A 26241-nucleotide genomic window follows, 5' to 3' on the forward strand; every position below is an offset into this window, starting at 1 on the left:
TCCCGTAGCCGTAGCCGTAGGAGTGGGCCTACGCCGCGACCAGCAACGGCCGCAGCAGCCGCGAGTCCGTCAGGCGGCCCGCCAGCGGGTCGGGGAGTCTGCGCAGGAGGGTCGTCAGCAGCATCGCGATCAGCGTGCCGACCAGGACACCGGCGACCACGTCGTGCGGATAGTGCGCACCGACCCAGACCCGGGAGACGGCCATCAGGCAGGCGCCCAGCAGGGCTATGGTGCCGAGACGACGGGAGACGTGGAGCAGGGCCACGGCGGCCGCGGCGGCGATGACGGTGTGATTGCTGGGGAAGGACCAGTCGCCCGGCGCAGGACACGCCTCCAGTGTTTTCACGTGCAGGCTCTGACAGGGGCGGTCCTCGCGCACGACCATCTTGAACAGGGAGTCCACCCCGAACGCCACGACGACGATCACCGGCACCGCGAGCGCGACCATCGCCGCCCGGGCGCTGCTGCGACGGGCCCGCCACCAGCCCACGAGCATGAGAACGGCGAACAGCGCCAGCCCGTACGTCGACCAGGCGGACACCAGGCTGTCCAGCCAGGACGGGGAGTCATGAGCGAGATTCACCACGTAGGTGTAGGTGGAGCCGTCGATCGACGACCCGTTGAACGCGAGGATCATCCCTCGGCACCCTTCTCCGCGGTCGTGGCAGCGGCCTTGCGGGAGCGGCGGAACTCGGCGGCCAGCGGGATCAGCGACACGATGACGATCACGCCGATGATCGGGAGCAGATAGCGGTCGACGTTCGGAATCGACGAGCCCAGTCCGTAGCCCGCGAGGGTGAGGCCGATGCTCCAGACGAGACCGCCGACGACCTGCCACACGGTGAACGTGCGGGCGGGAACCTGGAGGGCGCCCGCCATGGGGTTCAGCACCGTGCGCACGACCGGGACGAAGCGGGCCAGCACGATCGCCTTCGCGTGGCCGTACCGCTCCAGCAGCTCCTCGGCGCGCTCGGCCCCCTCGTGCAGCCGGGGCGAGCCGCTGCGGGCGAGCAGCGCGCCGCCCGCCTTGCGTCCGATGAGATAGCCGCACTGGGAGCCGGCCAGCGCGCCCACGGCGGCGCAGACCAGGAGCGGCCCCAGGGAGAGCTTCAGGCCGCCGTGGCCCGACCCCGTGCACAGCAGGCCCGCCGTGAACAGCAGCGAGTCACCGGGCAGGAAGAAGCCGATCAGCAGCCCTGTCTCCGCGAACATCACCACGCCGACACCCAGCACGCCGAAGGCGGCGAGCAGGGACTGGGCGCTGAGGATGTTCACCGCCAGCTCCGACCCGAGCTGTGATCCGAGCTGTGACGCTGCGAACAAAGGTGCGGCCATCGCCGGGAGCCCTCTCATACTGGACGGGCGGGCGCAGTCGTGACGGCACCCGAGTGACTACAATCTTGTAGACGGTCTACTGAACTGTAGACGATACCGGGGTGAGGATCGTTCCCATGACCAGCGCGAAGGACGAACGCCGACCGGCGGGTGAGCTCGAGGCCTCCGTCATGGCCGCCCTCTGGGCCGCCGGCGCACCCCTGACTCCGGGCCGCGTCCAGACGGAGCTCGGCTCGGGGCTGGCCCGTACGACGGTGACGACGATCCTGTCGAGGCTGCACGAGAAGGGGATCGTCGGCCGAGAGCGGCAGGGCCGCGGCTTCGCCTACTTCCCCGTCCAGGACCCGCACGGCCTCACCGCCCGCCGCATGCACACCGAGCTCGACCGGGACGAGGACCGGGAGACGGCGCTCGCCCGGTTCGTCGCCCAGCTCAGCGCCGACGACGAGCGCCTCCTGCGTGATCTCCTGGAATCGGGTGAGCCACTGGAGTCGGGTGAGCAATGACCACTCTGCTGATCATTCCGCTGCTCGTCCCGCTTCTGCTGCCCCTCGCGCTGCCGCGGCTGGCCCGCCGCTGCCTCGACCGCCTCGCGCCGGTCGCCGCCCTGTGGGCGCTGACCCTCACGGCCCTCGTCCTGGCCGGTGCCTCCGTGGCCGCGCTCGGCGCGCTGCTCCTCACCGGCCTGCTCAAGTTGCCTGTCCTGGCGGGCCTGGGTGACCTCGTCCACCCCCTGCGTACCCCGTCGAACCTGATCGTCCTGCCGCTGGCGGCGGCGGCCACCGGCCTTCTGATCGTCGGCGCCGCGACCCTCGTACGCTCCGCCCTGCGCCAGTTGCGCGCCTTCCGCACCGCCCGCAGTCAGGCCGACCGCCGACCCGCCGCGGGCGACCTGTGCGTGATCGAATCGCCCCACCCGGACGCGTACGCGCTGCCGGGCCGTCCGCACCGCATCGTCGTGACCACCGGGATGCTCCGCAGCCTCTGTCCCGAAGAGCGCGAGGTGCTCTTCGCCCACGAGCGGGCCCACAACGCGGGCAACCACCACCGCTTCCTCGTCGCGGCCGAGATCGCCGCGCACTGCCATCCCGGGCTGCGCCCGGTCCGCGACAGCATCGCGCTCGCCGCCGAGCGCGCCGCGGACGAGGCCGCCGCCACGGCGGTGGGGGACCGGCGGCTGACCGCGCGCGCCATCGCCCGCGCCGCCCTCGCCACCACGGCCGTCCGCTCCACCCGCCCCGACTTCGCCGCCGCCGCGACCACCGGACCCGTACCCCAGCGGGTCGCGGCCCTGCTCGCGGCTCCCGGCCGCCGCCCCCGCGTCTCCTCTTGGATCGCCCTTCTCCTCGTCGCCTGCGCGACCGTCTCGGCCTCCGCGGCGGTGACCGGCGTCCTCACCTTCCATCACGAGGTGGAGATCGCCCAGGGCGAGGAGACCCGCTGACCCTTCCGGGTCGGGTTGCCCGGGGCAGGGCCGTGACGCCCATCTGTTTCCCCGGCGCCCATCTCTTTCCCTGTGGAATCTTTATTTACGCTCAGCGAGAGGGAAGTTCTCCCCTAGAGAGAGTCCGTCATGCCCGCGTATCACGCCCACTCGATCGGCGGCAGGGGAGAACTCATGGAAGAGACGGACGAGTTGCGGGCCGCCCGCGCCGTGCGCCGGGCCGTGCTCGGCGACGCCTAAGTCGATGGCGCCACCACCGACCCCGACCCGGCCGGCCGGCCGGGAGTTCCAGGGCCACGTCACGGCGACCGCGTGGGGCGTCTGGGCCCGGGGCGGCGCCTCAGCCCCCGGGACCGGAGTCTGCTGGTGATGGCGATGACGGCGGCGCTGGGCCGGATGGACGAGTTCCGTGTGCACGCGAGCAGTTCACCGCGCACCGGCGTCACCGACGAGGAGATCGACGAACTGGGGAGACGTGGCCGACGTCGCCCGCCGGGCGGACGTGGTCGTGCTCAGCCTTCCCGACGGCACGGCGTCCGAGGCGGTGGCGCGCGAGATCGTGGCCGCCCCCGGCCGCCGTAGCACCCACGTCGTCGACACCTCGACGCCTGCTGGCGCTGGCGGCCGCCGCCGAGCACCCCAGCAAACACCCGCTCGCCCGCGCGATCGTCGCCGCCGCCCGCACCCGTGACCTGCGCATCGCCCCCGCCCGCGACTTCGCCGCGAAGCCGGGACACGGCGTCACCGCCACGATCGACGGCCGGTTCGTCACGGTCGGCCGCCCCGACTCGGGCCCGGACACGGATGCGGATACGGACACCGACGTCGAAGGCGGCACGGTCGTCCGCGTGGAACGCGACGGCGCCCTCGTCGGCACGCTCGTCCTGGCCGACCGCCCGCGCGCCGACGCCGCCGAGACAGCCGCGGGGCTCACCGCCCTGACGGGCACCTCACCCGTGCTCCTCACCGGCGACAACCCGCGCGCCGCCGCCCAGGTGGCCACCGCCACCGGCATCACGGACGTACGCGCATCCCTGCTGCCCGAGGACAAGGTCACGGCCGTACGGGAGCTCCAACGCGCCGGCCGCAAGGTCCTGTTCGTCGGCGACGGCGTCAACGACGCGCCCGCCCTGGCCGCCGCCCATTCGAGGATCGCCATCGGCCGGGCGGGTTCCGACCTCGCGCTGGAGACGGCGGACGCCATCGTCGTCCGCGACGAGCCGGCGGCGATCCCCGCGGTCGTACGGCTGTCCCGCGCGACCCGCCGCCTGGTGGTCCAGAATCTCCTTGTCGCGGGTACGTTCATCACGGTCCTCGTCCTGTGGGACCTGCTCGGACACCTCCCGCTGCCGCTCGGCGTCGCGGGCCACGAGGGCTCCACCGTGCTGGTCGGGCTGAACGGGCTGCGGCTGCTGCGGGAGTCCGCATGGCGTCTGCGGGAGTCCGCATGGCGTCGGCCGGACGGAGGCCGACCTCGGGCGCTGTGAGGTTGATGTCGGATTCTCGCCAGCCCCGGCCTCGCGGGTGCCCGATGCTTGAGGCATGCGGAACGGGATGCACACCGACATGGAGCGCTGTGTGCGCGCTGTCCAGTCGAAGGACGCGCGCTTCGACGGATGGTTCTTCACAGCGGTCCTGACCACGCGAATCTACTGCCGGCCGAGCTGCCCGGTGGTGCCGCCGAAACCCGAGAACATGACGTTCTACCCCAGTGCCGCGGCCTGCCAGCAGGCCGGGTTCCGGGCCTGCAAGCGCTGCCGTCCGGACACCAGCCCCGGCTCGCCCGAGTGGAACCAGCGAGCCGACCTCGTCGCCCGCGCGATGCGTCTGATCGGCGACGGGGTCGTGGACCGCGAGGGCGTTCCGGGTCTGGCCGGCCGGCTCGGCTACAGCATCCGCCAGGTCGAGCGGCAGCTGCTGGCCGAGCTGGGCGCGGGACCGCTCGCGCTCGCCCGGGCGCAGCGCGCCCAGACCGCCCGGCTGCTCATCGAGACCACCACGCTGCCGATGGCGGAGATCGCCTTCGCCGCCGGGTTCTCCTCCATCCGTACCTTCAACGACACCGTGCGCGAGGTCTTCGCCCTCGCCCCGAGCGAGCTGCGCGACCGGGTGCCGAAGAAGCGCGCCCCGGCCACCCCGGGCGTCCTGAGCCTGCGGCTCCCCTTCCGTGCCCCGCTCAACCCCGACAACCTCTTCGGCCACCTCGCGGCGACCGCCGTACCCGGTGTCGAGGAGTGGCGCGACGGCGCCTACCGGCGCACCCTGCGCCTGCCCTACGGCCACGGGATCGTCGGGCTCACCCCGCACGTCGACCACATCGCCTGCCGCCTCACCCTCAGTGACCTGCGTGACCTGCCCGTCGCGATCAGCCGCTGCCGCCGCATGCTCGACCTGGACGCCGACCCGGTCGCCGTCGACGACCAGCTGCGGACGGATCCGGTGCTGGCGCCCCTGGTGGCGAAGGCCCCCGGCCGCCGGGTGCCGCGCACGGTCGACGAGGCCGAGTTCGCCGTACGGGCCGTCCTGGGCCAGCAGGTCTCCACCGCCGCCGCCCGTACCCACGCGGCCCGCCTGGTCACCGCGTACGGCGAACCCGTGGAGGACCCCGAGGGCGGCCTCACCCACCTCTTCCCCTCGCCTCAGGCGCTCGCGGCCCTCGACCCGTCCACGCTCGCGATGCCGAGCACCCGCCGCACCACCTTCACCACCCTTGTACGTCAACTCGCCGACGGCTCCCTCCACTTGGGAGTGGAGTGCGACTGGGCCGAGGCCCGCGCCCGCCTCCTCGCCCTCCCCGGCTTCGGCCCCTGGACGGTCGACGTCATCGGCATGCGCGCCCTCGGCGACCCCGACGCCTTCCTCCCCACCGACCTCGGAATCCGGCGGGCGGCCCAGGAGCTGGGCCTGCCGTCGACCCCCGCCGCCCTGACGGCGCGCGCGGCGGCGTGGCGCCCGTGGCGGGCGTACGCGGTCCAGTACCTGTGGGCGACGGACACCCACCCGATCAACTTCCTCCCCGTATAAGCGACTTCAAGCACACGCAGATGGCTCCAAGCGACTCGAAGGTACGAACTGTGAAACAGCACATGGTCATCGACAGCCCGTACGGCCCCCTCACCCTCGTCGCCGACGACGGCGTCCTGTGCGGCCTCTACATGGTCGGCCAACGCCACCGCCCGCCGGAGGAGACCTTCGGCGAACGCGACGACACGCCCTTCGGCGAGGTCACCGACCAGCTGAAGGCCTATTTCGAGGGCGAGTTGAAGGAGTTCACCCTCGAACTGCGCATGTCCGGCACCCCCTTCCAGCGCAGCGTCTGGGAGCAGCTGCGCGGGATCCCCTACGCCGAGACCCGCTCGTACGGCGAACTGGCCGAAGCCCTGGGCAACGCGGGCGCCTCCCGCGCGGTCGGCCTCGCCAACGGCAAGAACCCCATCGGCATCATCGTGCCCTGCCACCGCGTGGTCGGCGCGAACGGAAGCCTCACCGGATACGGCGGCGGCCTGGACCGCAAGCAGCGCCTGCTGGACTTCGAGAGCGGCACGGCACTCTTCTAGCTCTCCTTACTCAGGGTGCGCAGCAGCTTCGGCAGGGCGGTCCCGATCGGCTCCCGTACGACCTCGTCCGCCCGCTCGTCGTACGGCGTCGGCTCGGCGTTGACGATGATCAGCCGGGCTCCGTGGTCGGCGGCGACACCCGCGAGGCCGGCGGCGGGTTGGACCTGAAGGCTGCTGCCGACGGCGATGAAGACCTGGGAGGCCTTGGCAATGGCGGCGGCCTCGCCGAGGACGACGGGGTCGAGGCGTTCGCCGAAGAGCACGGTCGCCGATTTCAGGATGCCACCGCACTTCAGGCACGGCGGATCCTCCTCACCGGCTTCGACGCGGGCGAGGGCGTCCTGCATGGGTGTCTTGGCATGGCATGCGGTGCACACGACGGTACGTGCGGTGCCGTGGAGTTCGAGGACCTTGCGGGCAGGCATTCCGGCGAGCTGGTGCAGGCCGTCGACGTTCTGGGTGATCACGCGCACGGGCACCCCGGACTTCTCGAGTCCGGCCACGGCCAGGTGTGCGGCGTTGGGCTCGGCCTGGAGCGTCCGGTTCTTCCGCCGCATCTGCCACGCCCGGCGCCTGATCTCGGGATCGCCCATGTAGTACTCGTGCGTCACGAGCTTCTCGGCCTCGGGATCCCGCCGCCACAGCCCGTTCGGACCGCGATAATCAGGGATTCCTGAATCGCAAGGCATCGGTAGATGTAACACATCGTGCGTCCAGGCCTACTGTCGGGCGGGTGCACTTTACTCGGGTCCCTGGAGCGCGTGCCGCTCATGGTGTTTGTATCCCGCGGACCACCACAGAGGTACCGCCCTCACCCATTCCTAGAGAGCCTCTGCACCTCGCTCACGCAGGGACATGCGGTACTGATGTAGGATCCACAATTCCTTCTGGACCGCAGTCACATGCTCTCCGTCACCGACGGCACTCAAAGTCTGCAGGGCATCCTGGACTTCGCAAATACGGCGATCTACAGAGCGCTGGCGGACCCAGACGAGCTGGTCGAGAGCGTAGGATTCATCGACGGTTCGGCGCATGATCGCTTCTACCGCTAGCTCTGCGATCATGGATCGGACCGTATCGTCAGCGGCTACTTCCCTAACACGGATCAGGTAATCCTGGGGGTCTTGTACGCCGGACTCGACGCCGCCTGCGTCCAGGATGGCCTGGCGTACGTCCGCGTAGAGCGGAGCGGTGAACTCCTCGGCTCCGTAGGCGTCGAAGGTCGGCGAAACCAACTCCGGTCGCTGGAGAGCGAGTTTGAGGAGCTCACGTTCAGTGGTGTACACCGGGTTGTGGGGGTTCGAGGCAGAGTCGGATGGGCTCTTCTGCGCGCCGGCGTTTGTCTGTGGTGGCTGGTGCTCGGTAGCCGACTCCGGCCCTTTTCCCTCTCTGGAGCGGGCCCAACGCGCGAGCTGGGCGACACGCTTGACCACGAACCGTGTGTCGCGGATGCCGAGCATGCCGGCGAGTTGCACTGCGACCTCGTGCTGGGCGCCGCTATTTTTGATCCGGGCGACGATCGGCGCGGCCTCGTCGAGGGCGGCCGCGCGGCCCGCCGGGGTGTCCAGGTCATAGCGGTTGACGATCTGACGGAGAATGAACTCGAAGAGCGGGGTGCGGGGTTCGGCCATGTCGGCGACCGCCTCGTCGCCCTTGGCGAGGCGCAGCTTGCAGAGCTCCATGCCGTCGGGGGCGATCGTGATGTAGGTCTCGGCGGCGAACTTCTGGTCGTCATCGATGGCGCGCAGAGCCGCCTTCTGGCCAGCCGTGTCGCCGTTGAAGGTGAAGATCACGCGGGCGCTGCCGTTGTCCATCAGCAGCCGGCGGAGGGTCTTGATGTGCTCGCCACCGAAGGCGGTACCGCAGGTGGCGATGGCGGTCGTCACCCCGGCCAGGTGGCAGGCCATGACGTCCGTGTAGTCCTCGACCACGACCGCGCGGCTGGCCTTCGCGATGTGCTGCTTGGCGAGGTCGATGCCGTACAGGACCTGGGACTTCTTGTAGATCTCGGTCTCGGGTGTGTTGAGGTACTTGGGGCCGTTGTCTGCCTCCTGCAGCTTGCGGGCGCCGAAGCCCACCACGTTGCCGCCGATGTCCCGGATTGGCCACATCAGGCGGCCCCGGAAGCGGTCGATGGGCCCGCGCCGGCCCTCCTGCGAGAGCCCGGAGAGGAGCAGTTCCCTATCAGTGAAGCCCTGGTCGCGTAGATAGCGGGTGAGGTGGTCCCAGCCTTGGGGGCTGTAGCCGACTCCGAAGTGGACGGCGGCGGCCTGGTCGAAGCCGCGCTTGGCGAGGAACTCACGCCCAATGCTTGCCTCGGAGCTGGAAATTAGCTGCTCGGCGTACCAAGCGGCAGCAAGCTGGTTAGCTTCAATTAAGCGGACGCGTTTAATTGGCGCGTAGCCGGGTTCGTTGGCAAGCACGGTGATACCTGCGCGACTCGCCAGCCAGTCAAAGGCTTCATTGTGAGATAGATACTCTATCCGCATTATGAACTTTGCCGCATCTCCCCCCTCTGCGCAACCAAAACAGTAATATACCCCTTTTTCGCGGTTCACGCTGAGGGTCTCTTCGGTTGCTTCATGGAAGGGGCAAAGCCCGCGCAACTCACGTCCGGCGCGGCGCAGTTGAACGTACCGGGAAATGACAGAGTCGATCGGCACGGCGTCTTTTAGCGACTTCCAATCACCTATTCTAATCCCACTCTTCCCGTTGCCTGGGGCAAGTATATCCTTACCTGTGACCTCATTGGTCGAAGCGCGCGTCTCTGAAATGGCGTAGGCGGCCGCATTGCGTGTGAAAGGAAAATCGCTGGCCGTGTCATCGACTCGACGGTTGGGGGTGGGAAGGCCTTGGGCGAGCATCCGACTCCGTAGCGGTACCCACAGGTCATCCAGGGTGAGAGTGCTTGATTTCCCGGGAACACCTTCACGGATTTGGCGTGTCAGCTCTCTCGTAAATGATGTCTTCTCGCCCTGCTGCTGGGCCAGTGGTACTACATGTGCCGCGCCGTCTGCTGCTGTTAGGGTGTAGGTTCCTCGCACGTTGGTGGCATCAGCCAGGGCTGTGGAATGACCTGAAAGAGCCTGAAGGGCGCGCCCGGAGTAGCAACAGTCGAGAATGGCAATTTTTACTCGTGCCGGCGAGAGCAACAGTGCATTTCGAACCTGACTGTAAGGCAGCCCAGTAATATCGGCATGTTCTGAAATTGTGTCGCTGAAGACGAGACATAGCTCACCTTGTTCCGTCGTCGTTCCGTGCCCAACGAAATAGACCAAGAATGTGCCTGTGGTTTCCTGGGCTAGGCGGCGCAGTTGGAGCACGACCTTGTGATCGTGAGTTGGATCTGCAATTACGCTAACTTCCTCCACAGGCCAATTGCAGAGCTTCGGGTCGGTGAGAATTTTATGCATGTCACGCAGGCTATTTGCTGCGGCGGGTACCGGAAGGTAATCTCTATCATCAAAGCGAGACACGCCAATCAATACGGCGCGGTTGCTTACCTTTTCCGGCTCACTACTCATCGAGAGCATCCTTGACGAGCCGAATTAGTTCCGCCTCGCTCACAGCGTGTGTGCTATTTCTGACAATCTCGATGGAGCGGCCGTCTATGGTCAGCGCAATCTTCTGTTCTGTACGTCGGCTGCTCAGCCACGTCTGCAAGGAGGAAACGAGTGCTGTAGCTATGCCGCCCGAGCCAATGGCTACGCTGATCAGTTCGAGCGCCCCACCGAGCTCCCCTTCGCGAGGCGGGCGGCGCTTCGTACGTACAAGACCCTGAAGCGCACGCTCGGTGCGCAACCACTGAGCGAGCGACAGGAACTCGTCGAGCGTGGCACTGCTCTCCAGCGATACCTGTACTTCCAAGTGGCCCCTCCCTCACCTCCGCCCCAGCACAGGGAGTGCAGGTTGGGCGGGCACGCATTGTCCCCAGAATCATGCCAGGCACGACACCAGGCAACTGCCAGCTTCGGCATGGCGAGTTGGAGTGGGCGCGGTAGGCCGTTGCTACCGCCAGTGCATCGACTGGACCAGAACCGGCCCCGCCTGCGGCATTACTTCGTCAGAACCAGGAGCTCACCTGGTCTAGTAGCTGTCCCCGGTGCCCAGTTGACGCAATAGCTTGGGTAGGGCCGTGCCGATGGGTTCCCGGATAACCTCGTCGGCGCGGTCGTCGTACGGGGTCGGTTCGGCGTTGACGATGACGAGCCGGGCCCCGTGGTCGGCGGCAACACCGGCGAGACCGGCCGCTGGCTGGACCTGGAGGCTACTGCCGACGGCGATGAACACCTGGCAGGCTTTGGCGATGGCGGCGGCCTGGCCGAGGACGACGGGGTCGAGGCGTTCGCCGAACATCACGGTCGCGGGTTTGAGGATCCCGCCGCACGTCTGGCAGGGCGGGTCCTCCTCACCGGCCTCGACGCGGGCGAGGGCGTCCTCCATGGGCCCGCGTTTGTGGCATATGGTGCAGATGAAACTCCGTGCGCTGCCGTGGAGTTCGAGCACCTTGCGGGCGGGCATGCCGGCGAGTTGGTGCAGTCCGTCGACGTTCTGGGTGAGGATCCGCACCGGCATCCCGGACCGCTCCAGCTCGGCCACCGCCCGGTGCGCGGCGTTGGGCTGCGCCTGGAGCGCCTGGGTCTTCCGCCGCATCCGCCAGGCCCGGCGCCTGATCTCCGGATCGCCCATGTAGTACTCGTAGGTCACGAGTTTCTCGGCCTCGGGATCCTTCCGCCACAGCCCGTTAGGACCGCGATAATCGGAGATTCCGGAATCAGTGGAGATGCCTGCCCCACTGAGAATGGCGACGAGTGGCCTGTTCATGGCCCTGAGCGTAGGGTGCTTGCTTGCTCGGAGCGACCGGATATCTGTCCACGGGCCCGTGCGGCTGGCTCTGCCGCGTGACTGAGATGCACATTCACTTGTCCGCTGCTTGGAGAACGGGTTCCCTAGTGCCTGGACGCGGGACAGGATGACGTGGATCAAGCGTTCACTGTGTCAGGGCCAGCCAGCAGGCACACGAACAACGGCTTGATCCATGTCAAGCCACGTTCACAAACCGTTTCCAGCAACCCTCAGGGTGTTCTGGGGCAGGGAGCAACACCTTGGCGAATGTAACCTTGGATTCTCTCACCCCATCCCCGCGGGCCTTACCACCAGGTCTCGTCGCCGCCGGGTGCTAACTGCTGCTGACGTCTTCGTTCCCGAGGCATACTCGGACCAGGGCCCCGGCGTTTGCCCGGCTCGTCCGACCTTGGGTCGGTTGATGTCGGCGGCGGGCCCCGGAAGCAGGCGAACACGGCCCCTGTGGATCATGGAGTTCTCTACGCTTCAAGATCCACGAAGGTGCCGTGTTCGTCCCACCATCATCCCCCATCCCTGCTCCTGTCTGCCCCGCACCCCGTCTGCAAGATCTGCGTGAGGGTGCCGCCCGGGATCAAGTCCGCAGCCTGGTCGCGGAGTTCGAGTCGCTCACCGATCCGCGCGGAGCCAGCGGGGTGCGTTACCGGCTCTCCTCCCTGCTGGCCCTGGCGGTCTGCGCGATGACGCCCGCGGGCCACGACTCGATCACTGCGGCAGCGGAGTGGTGCCGGCGTGCGGCACCCGAGGAACTGGCCGCCTTCGGCCTGCCCCACCACCCGCTCCTGGGCCGCTACCGGGTGCCGAGCGAGAAGACCCTGCGCAGCCTGCTGGGGCGCCTTGATCCGGCCGAGCTCAGCGCGGCCGGGTTCGCCTACCTGACGTCCCTGCTCTCCGACGAGCGCGCGCATCCCGCGCCGCTGATGCCCGACGGCGGCCAGGAACGCGAACAGCGCCGGGCCCACCAGGCTGCCGCCCAGACCGATCCGGTGCGCCAAAGGCGCAGGGCGATCGCGGTGGACGGCAAATGCCTGCGCGGCGCACGACGCCCTGACGGCAGCCGGGTCTTCGTGCTCTCCGCGGTCCGCCACGGCGACGGCATCACCCTCGCCTCCCGCGAGATCGGCGCGAAGACGAACGAAATCCCCGAGTTCGCACCCCTGCTCGACCAGATCGACGACGTGGACCTCGCCGGCGCGGTCATCACCGCCGATGCTCTCCACGCCCAGCACGCCCACGCCGCCTACCTGCACGAACGTGGCGCCCACTACCTCCTCACGATCAAGAACAACCAGCGAGGTCAGGCCCGCCAACTCCACCGGCTGCCCTGGAAAGAGGTCCCCGTGATCCTCCGTGACGACACCCGCGGCCACGGTCGCCACGAGCAGCGCCACGTACAGGTCGTCACCGTCGACGGCCTGCTCTTCCCCAACGCCCGTCAAGTCCTGCGCATCCAGCGCAGACGCCGCCTCTACGGGGCGAAGAAGTGGTCCAGCGAGACCGTCTACGCCATCACCGACCTGCCCGCTGAGCAGGCTGACGCGGCCGAGATCGCCGCCTGGGCTCGCGGGCACTGGACCGTGGAGAACACCGTCCACTGGGTGCGTGATGTCGTCTTCGGTGAGGACAAGTCCCGGGTCAGGACTCGCAATACGCCGGCCGTGCTCGCCGCCGTCCGCGACCTGATCCGCAGTGCACTCAAACTCGCCGGGTACGTCAACACCGCCGCCGGACGCCGAGCCCACACCGAACGCCACCGCGTCCTCGCCCTCTACGGCATCACATGATCAACCAGACATCCGAGGCAAACGCCGGGGCCCTGATACTCGGACGCCCTTGACGCAGTAGGGCGTGTGGACGCACGGGCCGCAAGAGGATCAAGTCCCGAGAGGTTCCAGCCTGCTCGGACCCTTCGCGTTGGTCGAACGGGCTGAAGCCAGGAAAAGTGGCAGTGAAGTCGGTATCCTCGGCGGTGCAGCTCGTAGGCAGAACAGTGGAGACAGCACGTGGCCAGAATGGTGCGCCGATTTTCCTTCATAGGAATTGGGGTATTTACATTTATTTGCGTGGGGCTGCCTGAGGTAGTTGCTGCGCCAGCTACAGACTCGAAAGCTGTCTTCTGCCTGTCCGACGCTAACCGGAAAAACCTAGTCGACGCGGCAAAGACTCTCGACCTCCTGGCGAGCGTGAGCACTCCTGTGAGGATATACCCGACAGGCCAGAAACAGTCGGCGCCTATAAGCCTGGAACAGTGGGAGAAGAGGCGCTCTCGTGATTTCGGAAAGGCATGCGATGCCTTGATTGAGGCTACGGCTATAGCCACAGGGAACTCTGAGAAAAAAGAATCTAGCACCGATTTTCTCAGTTGGTTTCTACCCATTCTAGTCGGGTCCGCTCTGACTATGGTGGCTACTGAACTTCAGGGTAGTCGCACTAGGCGTATCGCAGCAGCCAATGACGTAAGGGCGGCAACCGTTGCATTCAGGGACGCCCTGACAGACTACGGCGCGGCGTGGGTGGGAACTGTCACAGGCGGAGAGCCGGCAACCATAAATCTGGATAAGCAACGGTTGCGCCTCGTCACAACTCTCCGAAATACTGCCAGTAAGCGAAAGTGGCCCTTTGTTGAGAAACTCATTCAAGATCTCGAGGGCCCTCGATACCGGGAGGAAGTCAAGCGGGGGTGGGTAAAACTTCCTCTAACGGAACGACAACTAAGGGTAGACCGTCTTGGGTCTCGCCTTGCCAAGCTGGAAGTCGACACCGAGCTGATCGCCACGATCATCGCTTCAGTTATCCCTGTCCAACTTCGGCGAGAAAGAAATAAGATTCCGATGTCCGTCAGTAGCGTTGTGTAGGAAAACGGATTATCAGTGGTAGCGGAGTTCTCATGCTGAATCCCTTCGTCGTTCCAGAGCGTGCCGGGGCGGACGGTCGCCCGCTCTGTCCGTGGGAGACGTCGGCGCATCAAGATCTATACGCACCGGTTGATCATTCTCAGGAGGCCTTCCTTAAATTCTGCGAATACATAAGAGGAGATTCCGAGATCCAGGCGGGTGGGAAAGTAGCCCTCATCACGGGACCGGAAGGTTGCGGCAAGACCGCCTTGATGCATCGCTGCGCCTGGTTCGCCAAGCAGTTTTTCGAATCGCGAACTCCGCCGTTGGATATCCATATCGTCAACCTCACCTCGGACGGTTTGACCGGCGCTGACACTCTAGCTAGACAGAGACATATCTGCAGCAGGCTATTGGATGAGCTGCAGTTCCTTCTCGTAGTCGACGACAGCGAATTTAGCGGACTCGACAGGCGAAGCAGTGACCCGGCGAAATTCTATCCCTATCTCTCCGGACTGCTCCGTGGTAAAGAAACTGCTGTGTTGGTATTGCTGCCGCCATCTGAAGTAGTGGATGAGGTGCAGCGGTATGCCAGCCTTTCTCAAAGAATGATTCTCTTTTTCTGCGAGTCTTCATACGACTCTGTAGCATCGGTTGAGTCTGCGCCGGGGGGGAAGCCTATCGCTCACTTCCAGCTAGGGTTGCTTGAAGAGAGTGACGGATGGAGCTTCGTTAACCACCGTCTCGCTCGGGCAGCCGCACAAGGCCTCACAGTCCCGTCGATTGACGAAGCAACGATCCTAAATTTCATGCAGACTCGTATACGTGGTCGAGGTAAGACGACGATCAGAGAGCTGCAGATGGCCTGTGAGAATGTATTTGAGGCAGCGATTAAGGCTGCAAGCGGTCAGGTTGAGTACTCGGATTTCACGCAATACTACGCAGAGAAGGCTTTTCTGTCATGAGTTCCAGCGGCAGTCGAGATGAGTCGCTTTGGAGTGGGAATCCTTTTCCCGCATCTGCAGTGGCTCGGTTCTCGTCATCAGGTATGGATAATCTCAGTATTGCAACACCGGCTGTGAAGCAGGCCATTTCCTACGTTGATCAGTACCTGGAGTCAGCAGGTGAAGGGGGGAGGCGCGACGCCTCGGCAGGTGCTGGCAATGTAATTGCTATTGTTGGCGAATACGGTACCGGGAAGACGCATCTATCGATTGAGATTCTGCGGAAGGTCCTGGCAAGTGAAGATGAAACGGTCCATTCTTTCTATCTCGATGCCCCTGCAGACACATTCCTTGCGCTATATCGTGACCGCTTCTTTGTTCAACTGGATCGGAACGACGTGCGGCAGCGGGTCGCAGAGTACTATGCGGACATCATCGCCGAGGAACTAGGGGATTCACCACTAACTTCTGATGTGGCTCGTCGGCTGAAGGAACGACAGCTGCAGCCAGATGAGATCGTGCATAGGTTTGGCCTGCGCGAGTCCACATTTTTGCAAGAATTGCAATTGCGTCTTAGCCGCATCACTGAGCACGATGACTTCGGTGCAGCTCTGGCTCTCTTCATGAGGCCAGAATTTGAGGCGGCTGTTTGGGAGTGGCTCGCAGGGCACCCTGCAGATCCAGCCCTCCAAGAAAGAGGTATCCGTCGAACAATTGACACAGACATCTCCGCTTTGGAGGCAATCGGAGTTTTCGCCTTCCTGTACGGCAGGCAGAAGCATAGATTTGTACTCATTATCGATGAGTTCGAAAAAGTGCTATCACGAGAATCTCGTAGTGCGAGGAACCAAGGTTCCGTACTCGCTTTCAAAAAGCTGCTTGAAGTGTTCTCGCAGGCACGTTCTTTGCTCGTCTTGAGTGGGCTCCCCGATTTCATTGAGGTTTTGCCGGAGGATGCCAAGCAGAGAATTTCGTGCCTTGTTCGGCCCACCTCCCTGTCATTTGACGATGCCCGGCAGTACATTCGACAGTCTTTGCATAATTCTTCAGGGGCGCTTACGCCCTTTAGCGAAGATTCGATTGCTTACCTGGTTGATTTGGCTGGGGGGAATGCTCGTAAGGTTATTCGGCTCTGCTATCACGCTTACCAGTCAAGCAGGGCAAGTGGCACAGACGTTACGCGCGCGATGGTGAGGGAAGTAGCGCGAGAGCAATTCGAGGTCTCGACGCCCGATGACGTGCGCTCGGAAGTGACGCGCATTCTCGATAGCAATGGATGGGTTTTTGAGTCAGCTAAATGTATGCCGGCTGACTCGTCAACGGTCGCGGACTTCTGGTTGCCTGTAGGTGAAGGCGGCGCTGGCTGCGCGGTTATCATCACTCAGTCTGTACTCCATGAGCCAGAGGCTGAGGCCCTGGTTAACACCGCACAAGCCATTCGCGGTGCATCGAGTCCGAACACCTCGATAATCCTCGTCGTGAACGGGTACCTAGCCGAGAATCTTGCAGGCTTGGTCGGGTCGGACTTTGCGCGGGTGATGCTTTATGCGCCAACGCGATTCCCTGATGACTTCGCAGCCGCGGTCAAAGGCTTTGTTCAACGCCTAGAAGCGGCGCTAAGTGAAGATCGCATGGGTCTAGTTGAATCTAAAGTGGAACAATTGCTGAGACAGACCTCCGGCGTTCGCAAGTCCGTGGACGGTATTCAGAGGGATCAGATTTCACCTCTTTACGTTGAAAAGGCCGTCGAAATCGGATTGCGTCGAGCCTTCGGGGCGATGTCCGGCACGAGTGTCTCCAGCCCCACGCACCTTCGCCCCGCTACCGCAGCCCTTTTTTCTCGTGCCCTGTACGAAGTTAGCGAGTGGCGTTCTCGGGGAGAAGCGTTGATTGAGAGAGCGTTCGTTGAATCGGAGGGTGACGATTCGTTGTTCTTTCGGGTGTCAAGTAGAAGTTCGCTTGCCGGATTCGCGGCGATTGGCCTAATCGAGAAGCTAATCTCCACTTTCCAGGAAGCGATCGAAAGTATTAGCGGAGGAAATAGAAAGGGGAAGATTCCTTCAATTCGAAGGGCCTGTGAAACATATGACAGGTTCATCGACCCGCTATTCGACATGGTTCGAGCGGATCCTTGGATTTTCGAGATGGACGACATTGGCCATCGCGAGCCTTTCCGAGGATCTCTCCGTGAAGCTGAAGAATCTTGGGAGCGCATCAGGAGGCTTGCTCCGGAGGTTTATAACATTGAGGAACGTTCCAGATAGGGGTCCACATTGGCCTCGGATTTTTTGTCGCTTTGAAGATATAGCTCGCGCTTGCCTTGCTGGAAACCGGCGGCCAATCTGTTTGCTCGCGGCGTTGAACCGATGCCACTACGAGGGCGAGGGGCTACGGCGACTGGTCCCCGTTCTGGCGTCGTCCAAATAATGAGGCATGGCGGATTGATCCCTTGAGCCCTCTCGTCCTAGGCCGGTGTTCCTCGGTACGGTCGGTGTCGTGTCCGGTGCACGTCGGGTTGGTCACCCGTAGGCGTGCGTCGGTTGATCGCGCGCGACTATGGGGAGCTGGTTCGGGCATGGCGGTTGACGCTGCTCGGTCGGAAGAGGGGTTCACGTCGGCGGGGGCGACGCGGGTGATGGTTGCCGCCTGCCGGGCTGCGGGGCTCGATGACAGAGGGGCGGAGTTGATCCGGCTCGGGGAGAACGCGCTCTTCCGGCTCGGTTCGGTGCCGGTGATCGTGCGTATCGCGCGGTCGGTTGAGTACCTGGCGGCGGCCCGTAAGGAGGTAGCCGTGTCGCGGTGGCTGGCTGGCGAGGGGTTTCCGGCGGCTCGTGTCGTTGAGGATCTTGAACAGCCGCTGGTGGTCGACGGGCATCCGGTGACCTTCTGGCATCTGATCGTCGAAGAGGGCAGGCCGGCCACGTATGGGGAGTTGGGTGCGGTCCTGCGTGATCTGCACGCGCTGACCCTGCCTGACGGCTTGGAACTGCCTCGGTACAGCGCCTTCGGGCTCTCAGACCTGAGGCTCGAGCGGGCCGCGGGGATATCGGATGACGACCTTCAGTTTCTGCGCAAGCGGGGGCAGGAGCTGAAGGGGCGCTTGGCGGAGCTACGGTTCGGTTCGCAGCGGGGGCCTGTGCACGGCGATGCGCACACCGACAACCTGATGGTCGACAGGAGCGGGGTTGTGCACCTGATCGATCTGGAGAACTTCTGTGTTGATCATCCCGAGTGGGATCTTGAGGTGGCTGCCCACGAGTACCACCGTCTCGGGTGGGTGACAGAGGAGCAGTACGCCGACTTCGTGGGCGCCTACGGCCGAGACCTGAGGGAGTGGCCCGGCTTCGCGACGCTGTGCGCGATCCAGGAATTCAAGATGACCACGTGGCTCATGCAGAACGTGTCCGAGGGGGAGGACGTGGCAGAGGAGGTCGGCCGGCGCCTTGCATCGCTGCGTGATGATGATGCGCCGCGCCACTGGCTCCCGTATTGAGAGGCGGGTTGCTCACTCGTCCAAGCTGGCCAGTGCCTCGGCAACCTGCTCGTTGAAGCGGGTCACGACGGGCACTCCTGCGTGGGTGCTGATCTCTCCTTGGAAGTCGGTGACGTAGCGCAGGAACCGGGCCGACTGGAGTGATTCGCCTTCCTCGACTGCCTGGCTGGCAGTTCCGATGGCGCTGTCCAGGTCGCCGTTCAGCAGGTGGCTCTGTGCGAGCACGATGCGGCAGAACCCCAGTGTTCGGGCGTACTGTGGATCAGTTTTGGCGACGGCCTGTTTGGCGAATCGGAGGGATTCGACAGGGCGTTTGAGGTCGCGGAAGCAGTGTGAGAATTCCCCGATCAGTTCTGCTTCGTTGAAGTAGGCGAGCCATTCGGGGTCTTCGGCTGCATCGGCTTTCTCAAAGTGGCGTTCTGCCTCGTTCATTGCGCGGGATGCGCCGGTGAGGTCGTGGGCGCTGGACATTGCGCGGGCCTCGTGAGCGGCGTACATTGCCTTGGCGCGTGGCGTGGCGCTGCTGCCCTTGGCTCCCTCGACGGCTGATCGGGCCAGTTGCACGGCGCGGGAGGTGTGGCCAAGGTAGTTCGCCTGGTGGCTGAGGTTGGCGAGAATGGATGCCCCGAACATTCGATCGCCGGTGACCTGTGTGAGCCGTAGCGCGGAAAGTAGGTAGCGGTTTGCCAACGCGTGATTTCCGATGTCGTAGGCCATCCAGCCGATTACCTCGGCAGTTTCCGCAGCCACAGTGAAGATGGCCTGGCCTACTCGTTCCGTGTAGCTGGCATTGAGCAGAGGTAGTACATCGTCGCGGAAGTAGTGTCGTAAGGCTTTGTGGCCGTGGCCGCCGCCGTACTGAAAATCCAGGCGCATGAACATTTCGGTGGCGGTGCGGATCGCGTGTACGTCGCGCATGCTGGCGCGCTGCGGGGTGGGCCTGTCGGCCTGCACGCCGTCGGGGCGGGCGATCATCCAGGACAGGACTGCGGCACTGAGATCCGTGTCCGGGATCGCCAGTTCGCTGTTCGATGCGCTCTGGGGTTGTTCTTCAGTGAGCCCGTCCAGCACGGACAGCGCCTCGGATAAGGCGTCGGGATAAGCGACCGGCTGCGGTGCGCTTGCCTCAGCCTGGCCGAACATCCCGAGATCACCGGGGGCGATCCGCCTCCCGAGCTTCGCACTGAAGACATCGGCCATAACCCCGGCAGCCTGCGACCGGATGCCTGCCCCATCCCGCCAACGCTGGACGGCGACGTGCGTGGTGCCCAGGTCAATGCCGCGTTGTTGCGCGAGATCACGCATCCGCTTGGCGAGCCCCTTGTTCGAGACTTCAGCCTCGGCCATGAGGGAGATCAACTGCGCGTTCGGTTCTCGGTTCATGCTCCCCTGCCAACCCGAGAATGGCGACGAGCTTCCATCGTGTCACAGCTCGTGAACCCAGGGGGGTTCACTTACGAACCCCCTTTGCCTTTGCCGGTGTTCATGTGAACCCCCTAGTGAACGCTCCCGCTGGCGCGGCTCGCACCGTTCACTGTTCGGCACGGAGCGACGGGCAACAGAGCCCGTCGAATGTCGGCAGGGGACGCAATGGATGCTCGGCAGAGCACACGCAGAGCGAACACCCCTCGGGCGGTCTCGCAGCGTGAAGCAGCGCAAGATCCCTCGTCGGGTCACTTCCGGGCGATGACGCTCTTCGACGAGTCCACCAGCACCGTGTACGCCGCGCGCACCATGGTGAGCGACTGCCTCCAGGACTGGGGATTCGGCCACATGGTCGACGACGCCCGGCTCGTCGTTTCCGAGCTGGTCGGCAACGTCGTGCACCACGCGGTGCCGGACGACTGCCTGACGCGGCCCGGTGCCGCACGGAAGATCGACGTGCTCGTGAAGGCGTGGCCTGGATGGCTGTTCATCGGTGTCGCCGATGAGGACTCGACTCCGCCTGATCTACCAGTGGGTGAGTTCGTTTCGCCGGAGCTGGCGGGCGACTTCGCGGAGGCGGTGTTGCCGGACCGTGGGCGCGGGCTGCTGATCGTTCAGCGGCTGGCTGACGCGGTGTGGTGGTCGCCGAAGGGGCCGGGCGGCAAGACCGTGTGGTGCCGCTTCGACCTCGACGGCACGACGTAAGAGATCTCCGGGCCGTCTCCCCTGTCTGCTCCCACGCGATCGGGAGTGGAAGGCGGCCCGGACGCTGGCCGGAGTCTGACCACTCCGGCCACAAGGGGCGCGGCTCCTCGGACCATCCCGGGGGCTCCCCTCCCGAGCGAGGGGCCGCGCTTCACAACCTCATACCGAGACCGGACCACCCCCGCGCCTGGCAGCAACTGGGGTGGTCCGGGAGGGGACACGGCGGTCCCCGGTGCCTGATGGTACCGGGGCCGTCGTGCTGCATATCGGCCCTGACCAAAGGAAGTTGACGAACCATTACCTAGATCAGGGCAGAGGTGGGCAAGGTGGCTGGCGCGGGTGAGGACTGGATGGGCGATGCTCTCGACATCACGGGTACGGACGGCAGTCTGTGGGTTCCCGGCGTCGACTACGTGGCGGGCTGGCGCGGTGCGCGGGAGGCTGCGGACCGACTGAACCGTGCGCTGCTCGGTGCGGGGTTCGAACTGTCGCAGGTGCGGGCGGTGGCCTCGACGAACGAGGACGGGCTCGGGGTTGTGCGGGTGGCGGGCCGGCCGGACGCGGTGGAGCGGCTCGCTGTGCTCCTGGAGGCGGTCACCTCGGGCGGCGACGGCGGTGCGGCATGAGGTGCCTTTTACCTGGTGAGTGGCGCGCGTGGGCACGTCGCCGGCCGCAGAGACTTTGGGCGGTAGCTGCCATGGGGCGAGTGAACAGGGGGCCTTACGCTCGCCAGCGGATCGGGCAGTCCTTGGAGCTGCCCGCAATAGCCCGATCGGCCCCCTGTTCTTCGAGGCTCGCCCCATGGGAGCTGCCTAAAGTCTCGGAGGCCGGCGACCCCCAGCCCCGCGGGACCCGGACCAAGCCGTCCGGTCGACGCCTCGAATCCCTGGGCGTGCTGCGGTGCTGGCAGTCGGGCGACCGGACGGGACCGGCGGTCACGCCGCACGCCCGGCCGGGGCGGCCGGGCTGCCCGGCGCGCCGCAGGCGCGCCCTTGAGGAAGTGAAGACGCATTCGACCGATCGCCATCGGCTCTTGGCTGCTGGCGCGCCGCGCGGGCTAGTTGTCGGCGTCGATCCGGTAGGTGAGTTCGGCGCGGTCCGCTCCGATGCGGAGTTCTTCGAGGATCAGGGCCTGGTCGTCGGTGCCGCAGGTGACGCGGGAGACGTGCAGGACCGGGGTCGCGTCGGGCAGGCGCAGAGTAGTGCGCTCGTCGGGCAGCGGCATGCGGGCCCGTACCGACTCCGACCACCACAGCTCGTGCCCGGCCGCCGTCAGCATCGAGTAGATCGCGGCGGGGGCGGCGTCCGGCCTCTTGCCGAGATCGGGCACGGCTTCGACGGTGGCGAAAGGGATCAGTGTCCGGAGCATCGCCCGCGCTCCGGTGTCCGGGTCGGCGAGCAGCTGGTCACAGCCGAACAGGGCCTCTTCCGTCTGGAGTCCCAGCAGATGGGCCGTGGCTTCGGTGGTGTGGGTGCGGTAGGTGTGCGGTTCCTCGGCCTGCTGCCACGTGGCTACGCCGTACAGCCTGAAATGCCCGGCCGGTGTCCTGCCGATGTGGCGGGAGATCGCGGCGGCGGGGCCTTTGTCGGAGCGTACGAAGCTGCCCTTGCCGTGGTGGACGTCGATGAGTCCTTCCGCGCGCAGAGCGGCGACGGCGTTGCGGACGGTGGGGCGCGAGACCTTGTAGCGCTCCATGAGCTGCGCTTCGGAGGGGAGCGGGACTCCGGGTTCGTACTCGCCGGTGAGGATCGCTTCGCGGATCGCGGCGGCGACCTGCTGGTAGAGGGCTCCGGGGCGCTGGATCTCTGTCATCTCGGCATCTCCGGGTGAGGTCGTAGGCACGTCGCACGCGCGACATCACTCGTCAGCATAAGTAGTTGCATCCTCGCCGTACAGAGCCGCATAGTCGTAACTCGTAAGGACAAGTGACGTCTGAATATGTCGGGCGTCCTGACTGGCCAAGGAGGCCAAGCAATGCAGTCCATTCCCGTGGACACGGCACGACTGGGCGTACTGCGGTGCGCTATCGCACCGGAAGCGAAGATCAGTAACTTCGAGACACAGGAGGTCAAGAAGGACCGGGACGGAAACACGATCTACACCGTCGCCGTCATGGTGCGGCAGGACGGACGGCGGATCTCCGTTATCGAGATCGCGGTTGCCGGTGAGCCCAAGGGCATCGAGGAAGGACAGATCCTCAAGGTCACCGGACTGACCGCGTTCGCCTGGGCCATGGGCGACCGGCACGGAATCAGCTTCCGCGCCGATGCCATCACCCCCGTCCACGGCGCCCCGGCAGCGGCCAAGACCGGCGGCGGCGCGTGATGGGGCCGATCGCACTCGCCTTCGGGCTCGCCTTACTGGCCTGGCTGCTCGTCGTCGGTGACCTGCTGCGCCGGCACCGTCCGGCCTGGCACTGGTACCTCGCCGGATATCCGGTCACCGCGTGCCGGGTGATGTTTACCTGGCGCAAGGTCGCGATGCTCAACGACCTTTCCGTCTCACGGCGTCCGCCGCGCGGGCTGCTCGGGGACCTGGTCGTCAAGGGCGATCCGCTGCGGCCGGTCATACCCCGGCTCTCCTTCCCCCGGGCCAACCGGATGGGGCTGACGGCAAGTGTTCGACTGCATGCGGGCCAAACCCCCGCGACCTACATGAAGGCGGCAGACGCCATGGTGCACGCGTGGAAGGTCCACGCGGTGCGGGTCACCTCGCCCGAGCGTGGCCTGGTGCTGCTGACCGCAACGGCAAGCGATCCGCTGGCCCGGCCGGGCTTAGCCTCGGCGCCCGCCGCACTCCTGTCCGCCCTGATCGGCGTACTGGAGAGTGGCGGCGCCTGGGTCATGGACCTGCGCCTCGTCCCACACTGGCTCATCGCCGGCGCCACCCGCTCCGGCAAATCCACCCTGCTCGCCCGGCTGATCACCCAACTCGCCCCGCAACCCGTCGCCCTGGTCGGCATCGACTGCAAGGGCGGCATGGAACTCGGCCTCTTCGCCGAACGACTCAGCGCCCTCACCACCTGCCGCCGTGAGGCAGTCGTCGTACTCACCGCGCTCGCCGTCGACATGCAGGACCGCATGAGTGCCTGCCGTGCTGCGGGGGTCCGCTCGATCTGGGAGCTCCCGGACAAGCTGCGGCCGGTGCCGGTCGTGGTGATCGTCGATGAGATCGCGGAGCTGTATCTGTCCGACGGGCGGCGCGAGAGCAAGGCGGAAGCTGAACAGTGCTCCACCCTCCTGCTCCGGCTCGCCCAGCTCGGGGCCGCGCTCGGCGTGCACCTGGTCGTCGCCGGCCAACGCGTCGGCTCCGACCTCGGCCCCGGCGTCACCGCACTGCGCGCCCAGCTCGGCGGCCGGATCTGCCACCGCGTCAACGACCCCGGCACGGCAGAAATGACGTTGGGCGACCTCAACAAGGACGCCGTGATCGTCGCCCAGTCCATCACCGCGGACGAACAGGGCGTCGCCGTCTGCTCCGGGCCCGAAGGCGGCTGGAGCCGGGCCCGCTCCCACCTCACCTCGCCCGCAGAAGCCGCAGCCACGGCTCGCAAGCACGCGGCCCTGACTCCCGAACTTCCCGGCATCGTCCGTGCTCTCGCGGCGCTCGAAGGAGACGACAAGTGATCAGCACAGGTACCGCCGTGTCCCTCGTGGTGGTCTTCGGGATCATCACCTTCCTCCTCGTGCGCTCCCGCGACGTCCGCGCCTGGGAAGCCGTCTGCATCGCCCTGTTCGGCATGTACCTCGGCCAGACCCCTGTGAGCCTGACCATCAACGGCTTCATGACCTGGGGCCTGAGCGGCTTCGCCCACTTCTAGCCCGGCCGGAAGGAGCAAGACCATGCCCATGCCTCGCGTGAGATGCCCCGTCTGCAAGGGCGACGGAGCCCGCAGGACCTGGACCGGCCGACATCGGCGCTGCCGCGTCTGCCGGGGGACCGGAACCATCCGCTGACCCACCGAGCCACCACCTGACCACCGAAGGAGTAAGCCCATGACCGACAGCGCGCCACCCATCACCACCCGAGCCGCTACGGCGGCCCACCCCGGAAGGCCACCACCATCACACCCGAGTTCACCCCGGCTGACAGGCGCGCCGCCCTCGACCGCGCGGCGCGCCTGCGTCAGCTCCCCGCAGCGGACCGAGACGCCATCCGCATCGCCCAAGATCCCCAGTTCACCCGCTGGCTCGACCAGATCACCGCCACCGGCGGGTGCGCGCACCCCGTTCACCTGTCCGGGTCGACCACCACCCTGGACAGTTCGACCGGCGAGATCCTCCAGCACTACGACACCCGCACCGAGCCCGGTGAACGCCTCCTCATCCGCTGCCGCAACCGACGCTCAACCGTCTGCGCACCCTGCTCCCGACTCCACGCGGGCGACACCTACCACCTCGTCCGCGCCGGCCTCCTCGGCGGCAAGAACATCCCGACAACAGTCCGAGACCGACCCCGGCTCTTCATCACCCTCACCGCACCGTCCTTCGGCCCCGTGCACCGTGACGGGGACCGCTGCCGACCCCGTCGCGACCGCGGACGTTGCGAACACGGTCGGCCCCTCGGCTGCGGCGCCGTCCACGACACGACCGATCCCCTCGTCGGCCAACCCCTCTGCATCGACTGCTACGACTACCCGGCCCATGTCCTCTGGCACGCATGCGCGGGCAAGCTCTGGGACCGCTTCATCATCGGCGTCCGACGCCAACTCGCCACCGCAGCCGGCCTCGTACAGTCCCGATTCGCCCAGCACGCCCGACTGTCCTTCGCCCGCGTCGCCGAGTACCAGAATCGTGCCGCAGTCCACGTCCACGCGGTCGTTCGCCTCGACGGACCGGCCGGACCCGACGATGAACCCCCGGCCTGGGGCACTACCGACCGACTCATCGATGCCGTGCGCGCCTCCGCCCGTCGGGTCCAGGTCCGCACTGCCCACAGTCCCGCCGTCGGCGAACTCGATCTCCGCTGGGGCGTGCAGCTCGACGCCCGGCCCCTGCGCACTGACGGCCTCGGCCCGGACGACGACGCCGTAGCCGCGTACGTCGCCAAGTACGTCACCAAGGGAGCAAGCGAGACAGGCGCTGGCACCGACCACAGGATCACCACCTGGGGCGATATCGACACGGTCCCCGTCACCGACCACGTCCGAGCGCTCATGCGCACCTGCTGGCGCCTCGGCGGCCTTCCCGAGTACGAACCCCTTAACCTCCGCGGCTGGGCCCACGCCCTCGGCTACCGCGGCCACATCCTCACCAAATCCCGCGCCTACTCGACGACCTACGCGGCCCTGCGCGCAGAACGAGCAGCGCACCGGACCCTCGGCGCTGCTCAGGAAACCGTCCCCAGCGCGGTAGCGGAAAGGCACTGGCGCTACGTCGGCTCCGGCCACACCCCCGGTGCTGCTCTCCTGGCTGCCGGTGTCGCTGAAGACCTTGCGCGGCTACGAGAGGTCGTCCGAGAACAGCGGTCGTCCGTGCTCGGGGAGGCGGTCTTCTGACGGCAAGACGTGAGAGCACGGAAGACGCTGGATGGGCCTGGGCCAGAGAGCATGCGCGTCAGGCGCCCAAGTGGTCGGACGCCCGCTGGCGGCAAGTGAACGCGATCCTCGGACTAGAGGTCGGAACGAGTAGGTCCCGTACC

Annotated in this window: 24 protein-coding genes and 2 pseudogenes; 16 read left to right on the forward strand and 10 right to left on the reverse strand. The window is 66.0% G+C overall.

All coding sequences use genetic code 11. The annotated features are described in order from the left end of the window. Positions 1–28 precede the first annotated feature (28 nt). Positions 29–637 carry a phosphatase PAP2 family protein gene (locus ACZ7M3_RS39900; protein ID WP_472070189.1) on the reverse strand — a complete coding sequence of 203 codons (609 nt, stop codon included), beginning with the start codon at positions 635–637 and terminating at the stop codon, positions 29–31. After that, positions 634–1335: a DedA family protein gene (locus ACZ7M3_RS39905; protein ID WP_472070191.1), complete on the reverse strand. Its 702-nt coding sequence runs from the start codon at positions 1333–1335 to the stop codon at positions 634–636. Before ACZ7M3_RS39905 ends, ACZ7M3_RS39900 begins: the two co-directional genes overlap by 4 nt. 116 nt (positions 1336–1451) lie before the next feature. Between ACZ7M3_RS39905 and ACZ7M3_RS39910 the strand changes: the two genes are divergently transcribed. Further along, the gene (locus ACZ7M3_RS39910; protein ID WP_472070193.1) at positions 1452–1841 is read left to right on the forward strand and encodes a BlaI/MecI/CopY family transcriptional regulator; all 390 of its coding nucleotides are present in this window, start codon (positions 1452–1454) and stop codon (positions 1839–1841) included. Continuing rightward, positions 1838–2779: a M48 family metalloprotease gene (locus tag ACZ7M3_RS39915; RefSeq protein ID WP_472070195.1), complete on the forward strand. Its 942-nt coding sequence runs from the start codon at positions 1838–1840 to the stop codon at positions 2777–2779. Before ACZ7M3_RS39910 ends, ACZ7M3_RS39915 begins: the two co-directional genes overlap by 4 nt. Before the next feature lie 426 nt (positions 2780–3205). Here the strand turns inward: ACZ7M3_RS39915 and ACZ7M3_RS39920 are convergent, their stop codons facing one another. Then, positions 3206–3379: a hypothetical protein gene (locus tag ACZ7M3_RS39920; RefSeq protein WP_472070293.1), complete on the reverse strand. Its 174-nt coding sequence runs from the start codon at positions 3377–3379 to the stop codon at positions 3206–3208. An 8-nt stretch (positions 3380–3387) separates the two neighbouring features. Here ACZ7M3_RS39920 and ACZ7M3_RS39925 point away from each other — a divergent pair. The 3 genes and pseudogenes from ACZ7M3_RS39925 to ACZ7M3_RS39935 all read left to right on the forward strand — a co-directional run. Beyond that, a pseudogene (locus ACZ7M3_RS39925) lies at positions 3388–4266 on the forward strand (HAD-IC family P-type ATPase); the annotation flags it as partial. 55 nt (positions 4267–4321) lie between these two features. Continuing rightward, positions 4322–5803 (forward strand): AlkA N-terminal domain-containing protein, encoded by a 1482-nt coding sequence (locus tag ACZ7M3_RS39930; protein ID WP_472070197.1) that lies wholly within the window; start codon positions 4322–4324, stop codon positions 5801–5803. 50 nt (positions 5804–5853) lie between these two features. After that, positions 5854–6336 carry a methylated-DNA--[protein]-cysteine S-methyltransferase gene (locus tag ACZ7M3_RS39935; protein ID WP_472070199.1) on the forward strand — a complete coding sequence of 161 codons (483 nt, stop codon included), beginning with the start codon at positions 5854–5856 and terminating at the stop codon, positions 6334–6336. Here ACZ7M3_RS39935 and ACZ7M3_RS39940 read toward each other — a convergent pair. From ACZ7M3_RS39940 to ACZ7M3_RS39960, 5 genes and pseudogenes are all read right to left on the reverse strand, one after another. Then, the gene (locus ACZ7M3_RS39940; RefSeq protein ID WP_472070201.1) at positions 6333–7025 is read right to left on the reverse strand and encodes an SIR2 family NAD-dependent protein deacylase; all 693 of its coding nucleotides are present in this window, start codon (positions 7023–7025) and stop codon (positions 6333–6335) included. The two genes, ACZ7M3_RS39935 and ACZ7M3_RS39940, sit on opposite strands and share 4 nt — an antisense overlap. 132 nt (positions 7026–7157) lie before the next feature. Further along, complete coding sequence (dnaG, locus tag ACZ7M3_RS39945) at positions 7158–9035, reverse strand: DNA primase (protein WP_472070283.1); 1878 nt, start codon at positions 9033–9035, stop codon at positions 7158–7160. Positions 9036–9203: 168 nt separating this feature from the next. After that, positions 9204–9869 (reverse strand): annotated as a pseudogene (locus ACZ7M3_RS39950) (caspase family protein); the annotation flags it as partial. Continuing rightward, complete coding sequence (locus ACZ7M3_RS39955; RefSeq protein ID WP_472070203.1) at positions 9853–10203, reverse strand: effector-associated constant component EACC1; 351 nt, start codon at positions 10201–10203, stop codon at positions 9853–9855. The gene ACZ7M3_RS39955 and the pseudogene ACZ7M3_RS39950, both read right to left, overlap by 17 nt. A gap of 219 nt (positions 10204–10422) precedes the next feature. After that, positions 10423–11160, reverse strand: coding sequence for an SIR2 family NAD-dependent protein deacylase (locus ACZ7M3_RS39960; RefSeq protein WP_472070205.1), 738 nt, complete (start codon positions 11158–11160; stop codon positions 10423–10425). Between the two features lie 527 nt (positions 11161–11687). On the opposite strand from ACZ7M3_RS39960, the gene ACZ7M3_RS39965 reads away from it, so the two are divergent. The 5 genes from ACZ7M3_RS39965 to ACZ7M3_RS39985 all read left to right on the forward strand — a co-directional run bounded on the left by ACZ7M3_RS39965 (position 11688) and on the right by ACZ7M3_RS39985 (position 18470). Further along, complete coding sequence (locus tag ACZ7M3_RS39965; protein WP_472070207.1) at positions 11688–12983, forward strand: ISAs1 family transposase; 1296 nt, start codon at positions 11688–11690, stop codon at positions 12981–12983. A 279-nt stretch (positions 12984–13262) separates the two neighbouring features. Continuing rightward, positions 13263–14054 (forward strand): hypothetical protein, encoded by a 792-nt coding sequence (locus tag ACZ7M3_RS39970; RefSeq protein ID WP_472070209.1) that lies wholly within the window; start codon positions 13263–13265, stop codon positions 14052–14054. A gap of 32 nt (positions 14055–14086) precedes the next feature. Further along, on the forward strand, positions 14087–14998 hold the full coding sequence (locus ACZ7M3_RS39975; RefSeq protein WP_472070211.1) for an ATP-binding protein: 912 nt from the start codon (positions 14087–14089) through the stop codon (positions 14996–14998). Positions 14999–15081: 83 nt separating this feature from the next. Beyond that, a complete protein-coding gene (locus ACZ7M3_RS39980; protein ID WP_472070213.1) occupies positions 15082–17241 on the forward strand; it encodes a hypothetical protein in 2160 nt (719 codons plus the stop codon). 311 nt (positions 17242–17552) lie between these two features. Continuing rightward, a complete protein-coding gene (locus tag ACZ7M3_RS39985; RefSeq protein ID WP_472070215.1) occupies positions 17553–18470 on the forward strand; it encodes a phosphotransferase enzyme family protein in 918 nt (305 codons plus the stop codon). Between the two features lie 12 nt (positions 18471–18482). On the opposite strand, the gene ACZ7M3_RS39990 is transcribed toward ACZ7M3_RS39985, so the two are convergent. Further along, the gene (locus ACZ7M3_RS39990) at positions 18483–19853 is read right to left on the reverse strand and encodes a sporulation protein (RefSeq protein WP_472070217.1); all 1371 of its coding nucleotides are present in this window, start codon (positions 19851–19853) and stop codon (positions 18483–18485) included. A gap of 303 nt (positions 19854–20156) precedes the next feature. Between ACZ7M3_RS39990 and ACZ7M3_RS39995 the strand changes: the two genes are divergently transcribed. Further along, positions 20157–20600 (forward strand): ATP-binding protein, encoded by a 444-nt coding sequence (locus ACZ7M3_RS39995; RefSeq protein ID WP_472070219.1) that lies wholly within the window; start codon positions 20157–20159, stop codon positions 20598–20600. 326 nt (positions 20601–20926) lie between these two features. After that, positions 20927–21226 carry a hypothetical protein gene (locus tag ACZ7M3_RS40000; RefSeq protein ID WP_472070221.1) on the forward strand — a complete coding sequence of 100 codons (300 nt, stop codon included), beginning with the start codon at positions 20927–20929 and terminating at the stop codon, positions 21224–21226. A 431-nt stretch (positions 21227–21657) separates the two neighbouring features. Here the strand turns inward: ACZ7M3_RS40000 and ACZ7M3_RS40005 are convergent, their stop codons facing one another. Continuing rightward, the gene (locus tag ACZ7M3_RS40005) at positions 21658–22413 is read right to left on the reverse strand and encodes a GntR family transcriptional regulator (RefSeq protein WP_472070223.1); all 756 of its coding nucleotides are present in this window, start codon (positions 22411–22413) and stop codon (positions 21658–21660) included. Positions 22414–22575: 162 nt separating this feature from the next. On the opposite strand from ACZ7M3_RS40005, the gene ACZ7M3_RS40010 reads away from it, so the two are divergent. The 4 genes from ACZ7M3_RS40010 (at position 22576) to ACZ7M3_RS40025 (ending at position 26098) form a co-directional block, all read left to right on the forward strand. Continuing rightward, complete coding sequence (locus tag ACZ7M3_RS40010) at positions 22576–22926, forward strand: SCO3933 family regulatory protein (protein WP_472070225.1); 351 nt, start codon at positions 22576–22578, stop codon at positions 22924–22926. Then, complete coding sequence (locus tag ACZ7M3_RS40015) at positions 22926–24227, forward strand: FtsK/SpoIIIE domain-containing protein (RefSeq protein ID WP_472070227.1); 1302 nt, start codon at positions 22926–22928, stop codon at positions 24225–24227. The genes ACZ7M3_RS40010 and ACZ7M3_RS40015 overlap by 1 nt, the downstream gene beginning before the upstream one ends. Beyond that, a complete protein-coding gene (locus ACZ7M3_RS40020; protein ID WP_355212615.1) occupies positions 24224–24421 on the forward strand; it encodes a hypothetical protein in 198 nt (65 codons plus the stop codon). Before ACZ7M3_RS40015 ends, ACZ7M3_RS40020 begins: the two co-directional genes overlap by 4 nt. 300 nt (positions 24422–24721) lie before the next feature. Beyond that, positions 24722–26098 carry a replication initiator gene (locus ACZ7M3_RS40025; RefSeq protein ID WP_472070285.1) on the forward strand — a complete coding sequence of 459 codons (1377 nt, stop codon included), beginning with the start codon at positions 24722–24724 and terminating at the stop codon, positions 26096–26098. Positions 26099–26241 lie beyond the last annotated feature (143 nt).

The organism is Streptomyces sp. NPDC111656 (assembly GCF_055656965.1).

Coding starts and splice junctions, on each gene's coding strand:
- ACZ7M3_RS39995 (WP_472070219.1), top strand. CDS start 20,157: ATGACGCTCTTCGACGAGTCCACCAGCACCGTGTACGCCGCGCGCACC.
- ACZ7M3_RS40010 (WP_472070225.1), top strand. CDS start 22,576: ATGCAGTCCATTCCCGTGGACACGGCACGACTGGGCGTACTGCGGTGC.
- ACZ7M3_RS39975 (WP_472070211.1), top strand. CDS start 14,087: ATGCTGAATCCCTTCGTCGTTCCAGAGCGTGCCGGGGCGGACGGTCGC.
- ACZ7M3_RS39985 (WP_472070215.1), top strand. CDS start 17,553: ATGGCGGTTGACGCTGCTCGGTCGGAAGAGGGGTTCACGTCGGCGGGG.
- ACZ7M3_RS39960 (WP_472070205.1), bottom strand. CDS start 11,160: ATGAACAGGCCACTCGTCGCCATTCTCAGTGGGGCAGGCATCTCCACT.
- ACZ7M3_RS39980 (WP_472070213.1), top strand. CDS start 15,082: ATGGATAATCTCAGTATTGCAACACCGGCTGTGAAGCAGGCCATTTCC.
- ACZ7M3_RS39910 (WP_472070193.1), top strand. CDS start 1,452: ATGACCAGCGCGAAGGACGAACGCCGACCGGCGGGTGAGCTCGAGGCC.
- ACZ7M3_RS39930 (WP_472070197.1), top strand. CDS start 4,322: ATGCGGAACGGGATGCACACCGACATGGAGCGCTGTGTGCGCGCTGTC.
- ACZ7M3_RS39900 (WP_472070189.1), bottom strand. CDS start 637: ATGATCCTCGCGTTCAACGGGTCGTCGATCGACGGCTCCACCTACACC.
- ACZ7M3_RS39905 (WP_472070191.1), bottom strand. CDS start 1,335: ATGGCCGCACCTTTGTTCGCAGCGTCACAGCTCGGATCACAGCTCGGG.
- ACZ7M3_RS40005 (WP_472070223.1), bottom strand. CDS start 22,413: ATGACAGAGATCCAGCGCCCCGGAGCCCTCTACCAGCAGGTCGCCGCC.
- ACZ7M3_RS39940 (WP_472070201.1), bottom strand. CDS start 7,025: ATGCCTTGCGATTCAGGAATCCCTGATTATCGCGGTCCGAACGGGCTG.
- ACZ7M3_RS39915 (WP_472070195.1), top strand. CDS start 1,838: ATGACCACTCTGCTGATCATTCCGCTGCTCGTCCCGCTTCTGCTGCCC.
- ACZ7M3_RS39990 (WP_472070217.1), bottom strand. CDS start 19,853: ATGAACCGAGAACCGAACGCGCAGTTGATCTCCCTCATGGCCGAGGCT.
- ACZ7M3_RS40015 (WP_472070227.1), top strand. CDS start 22,926: ATGGGGCCGATCGCACTCGCCTTCGGGCTCGCCTTACTGGCCTGGCTG.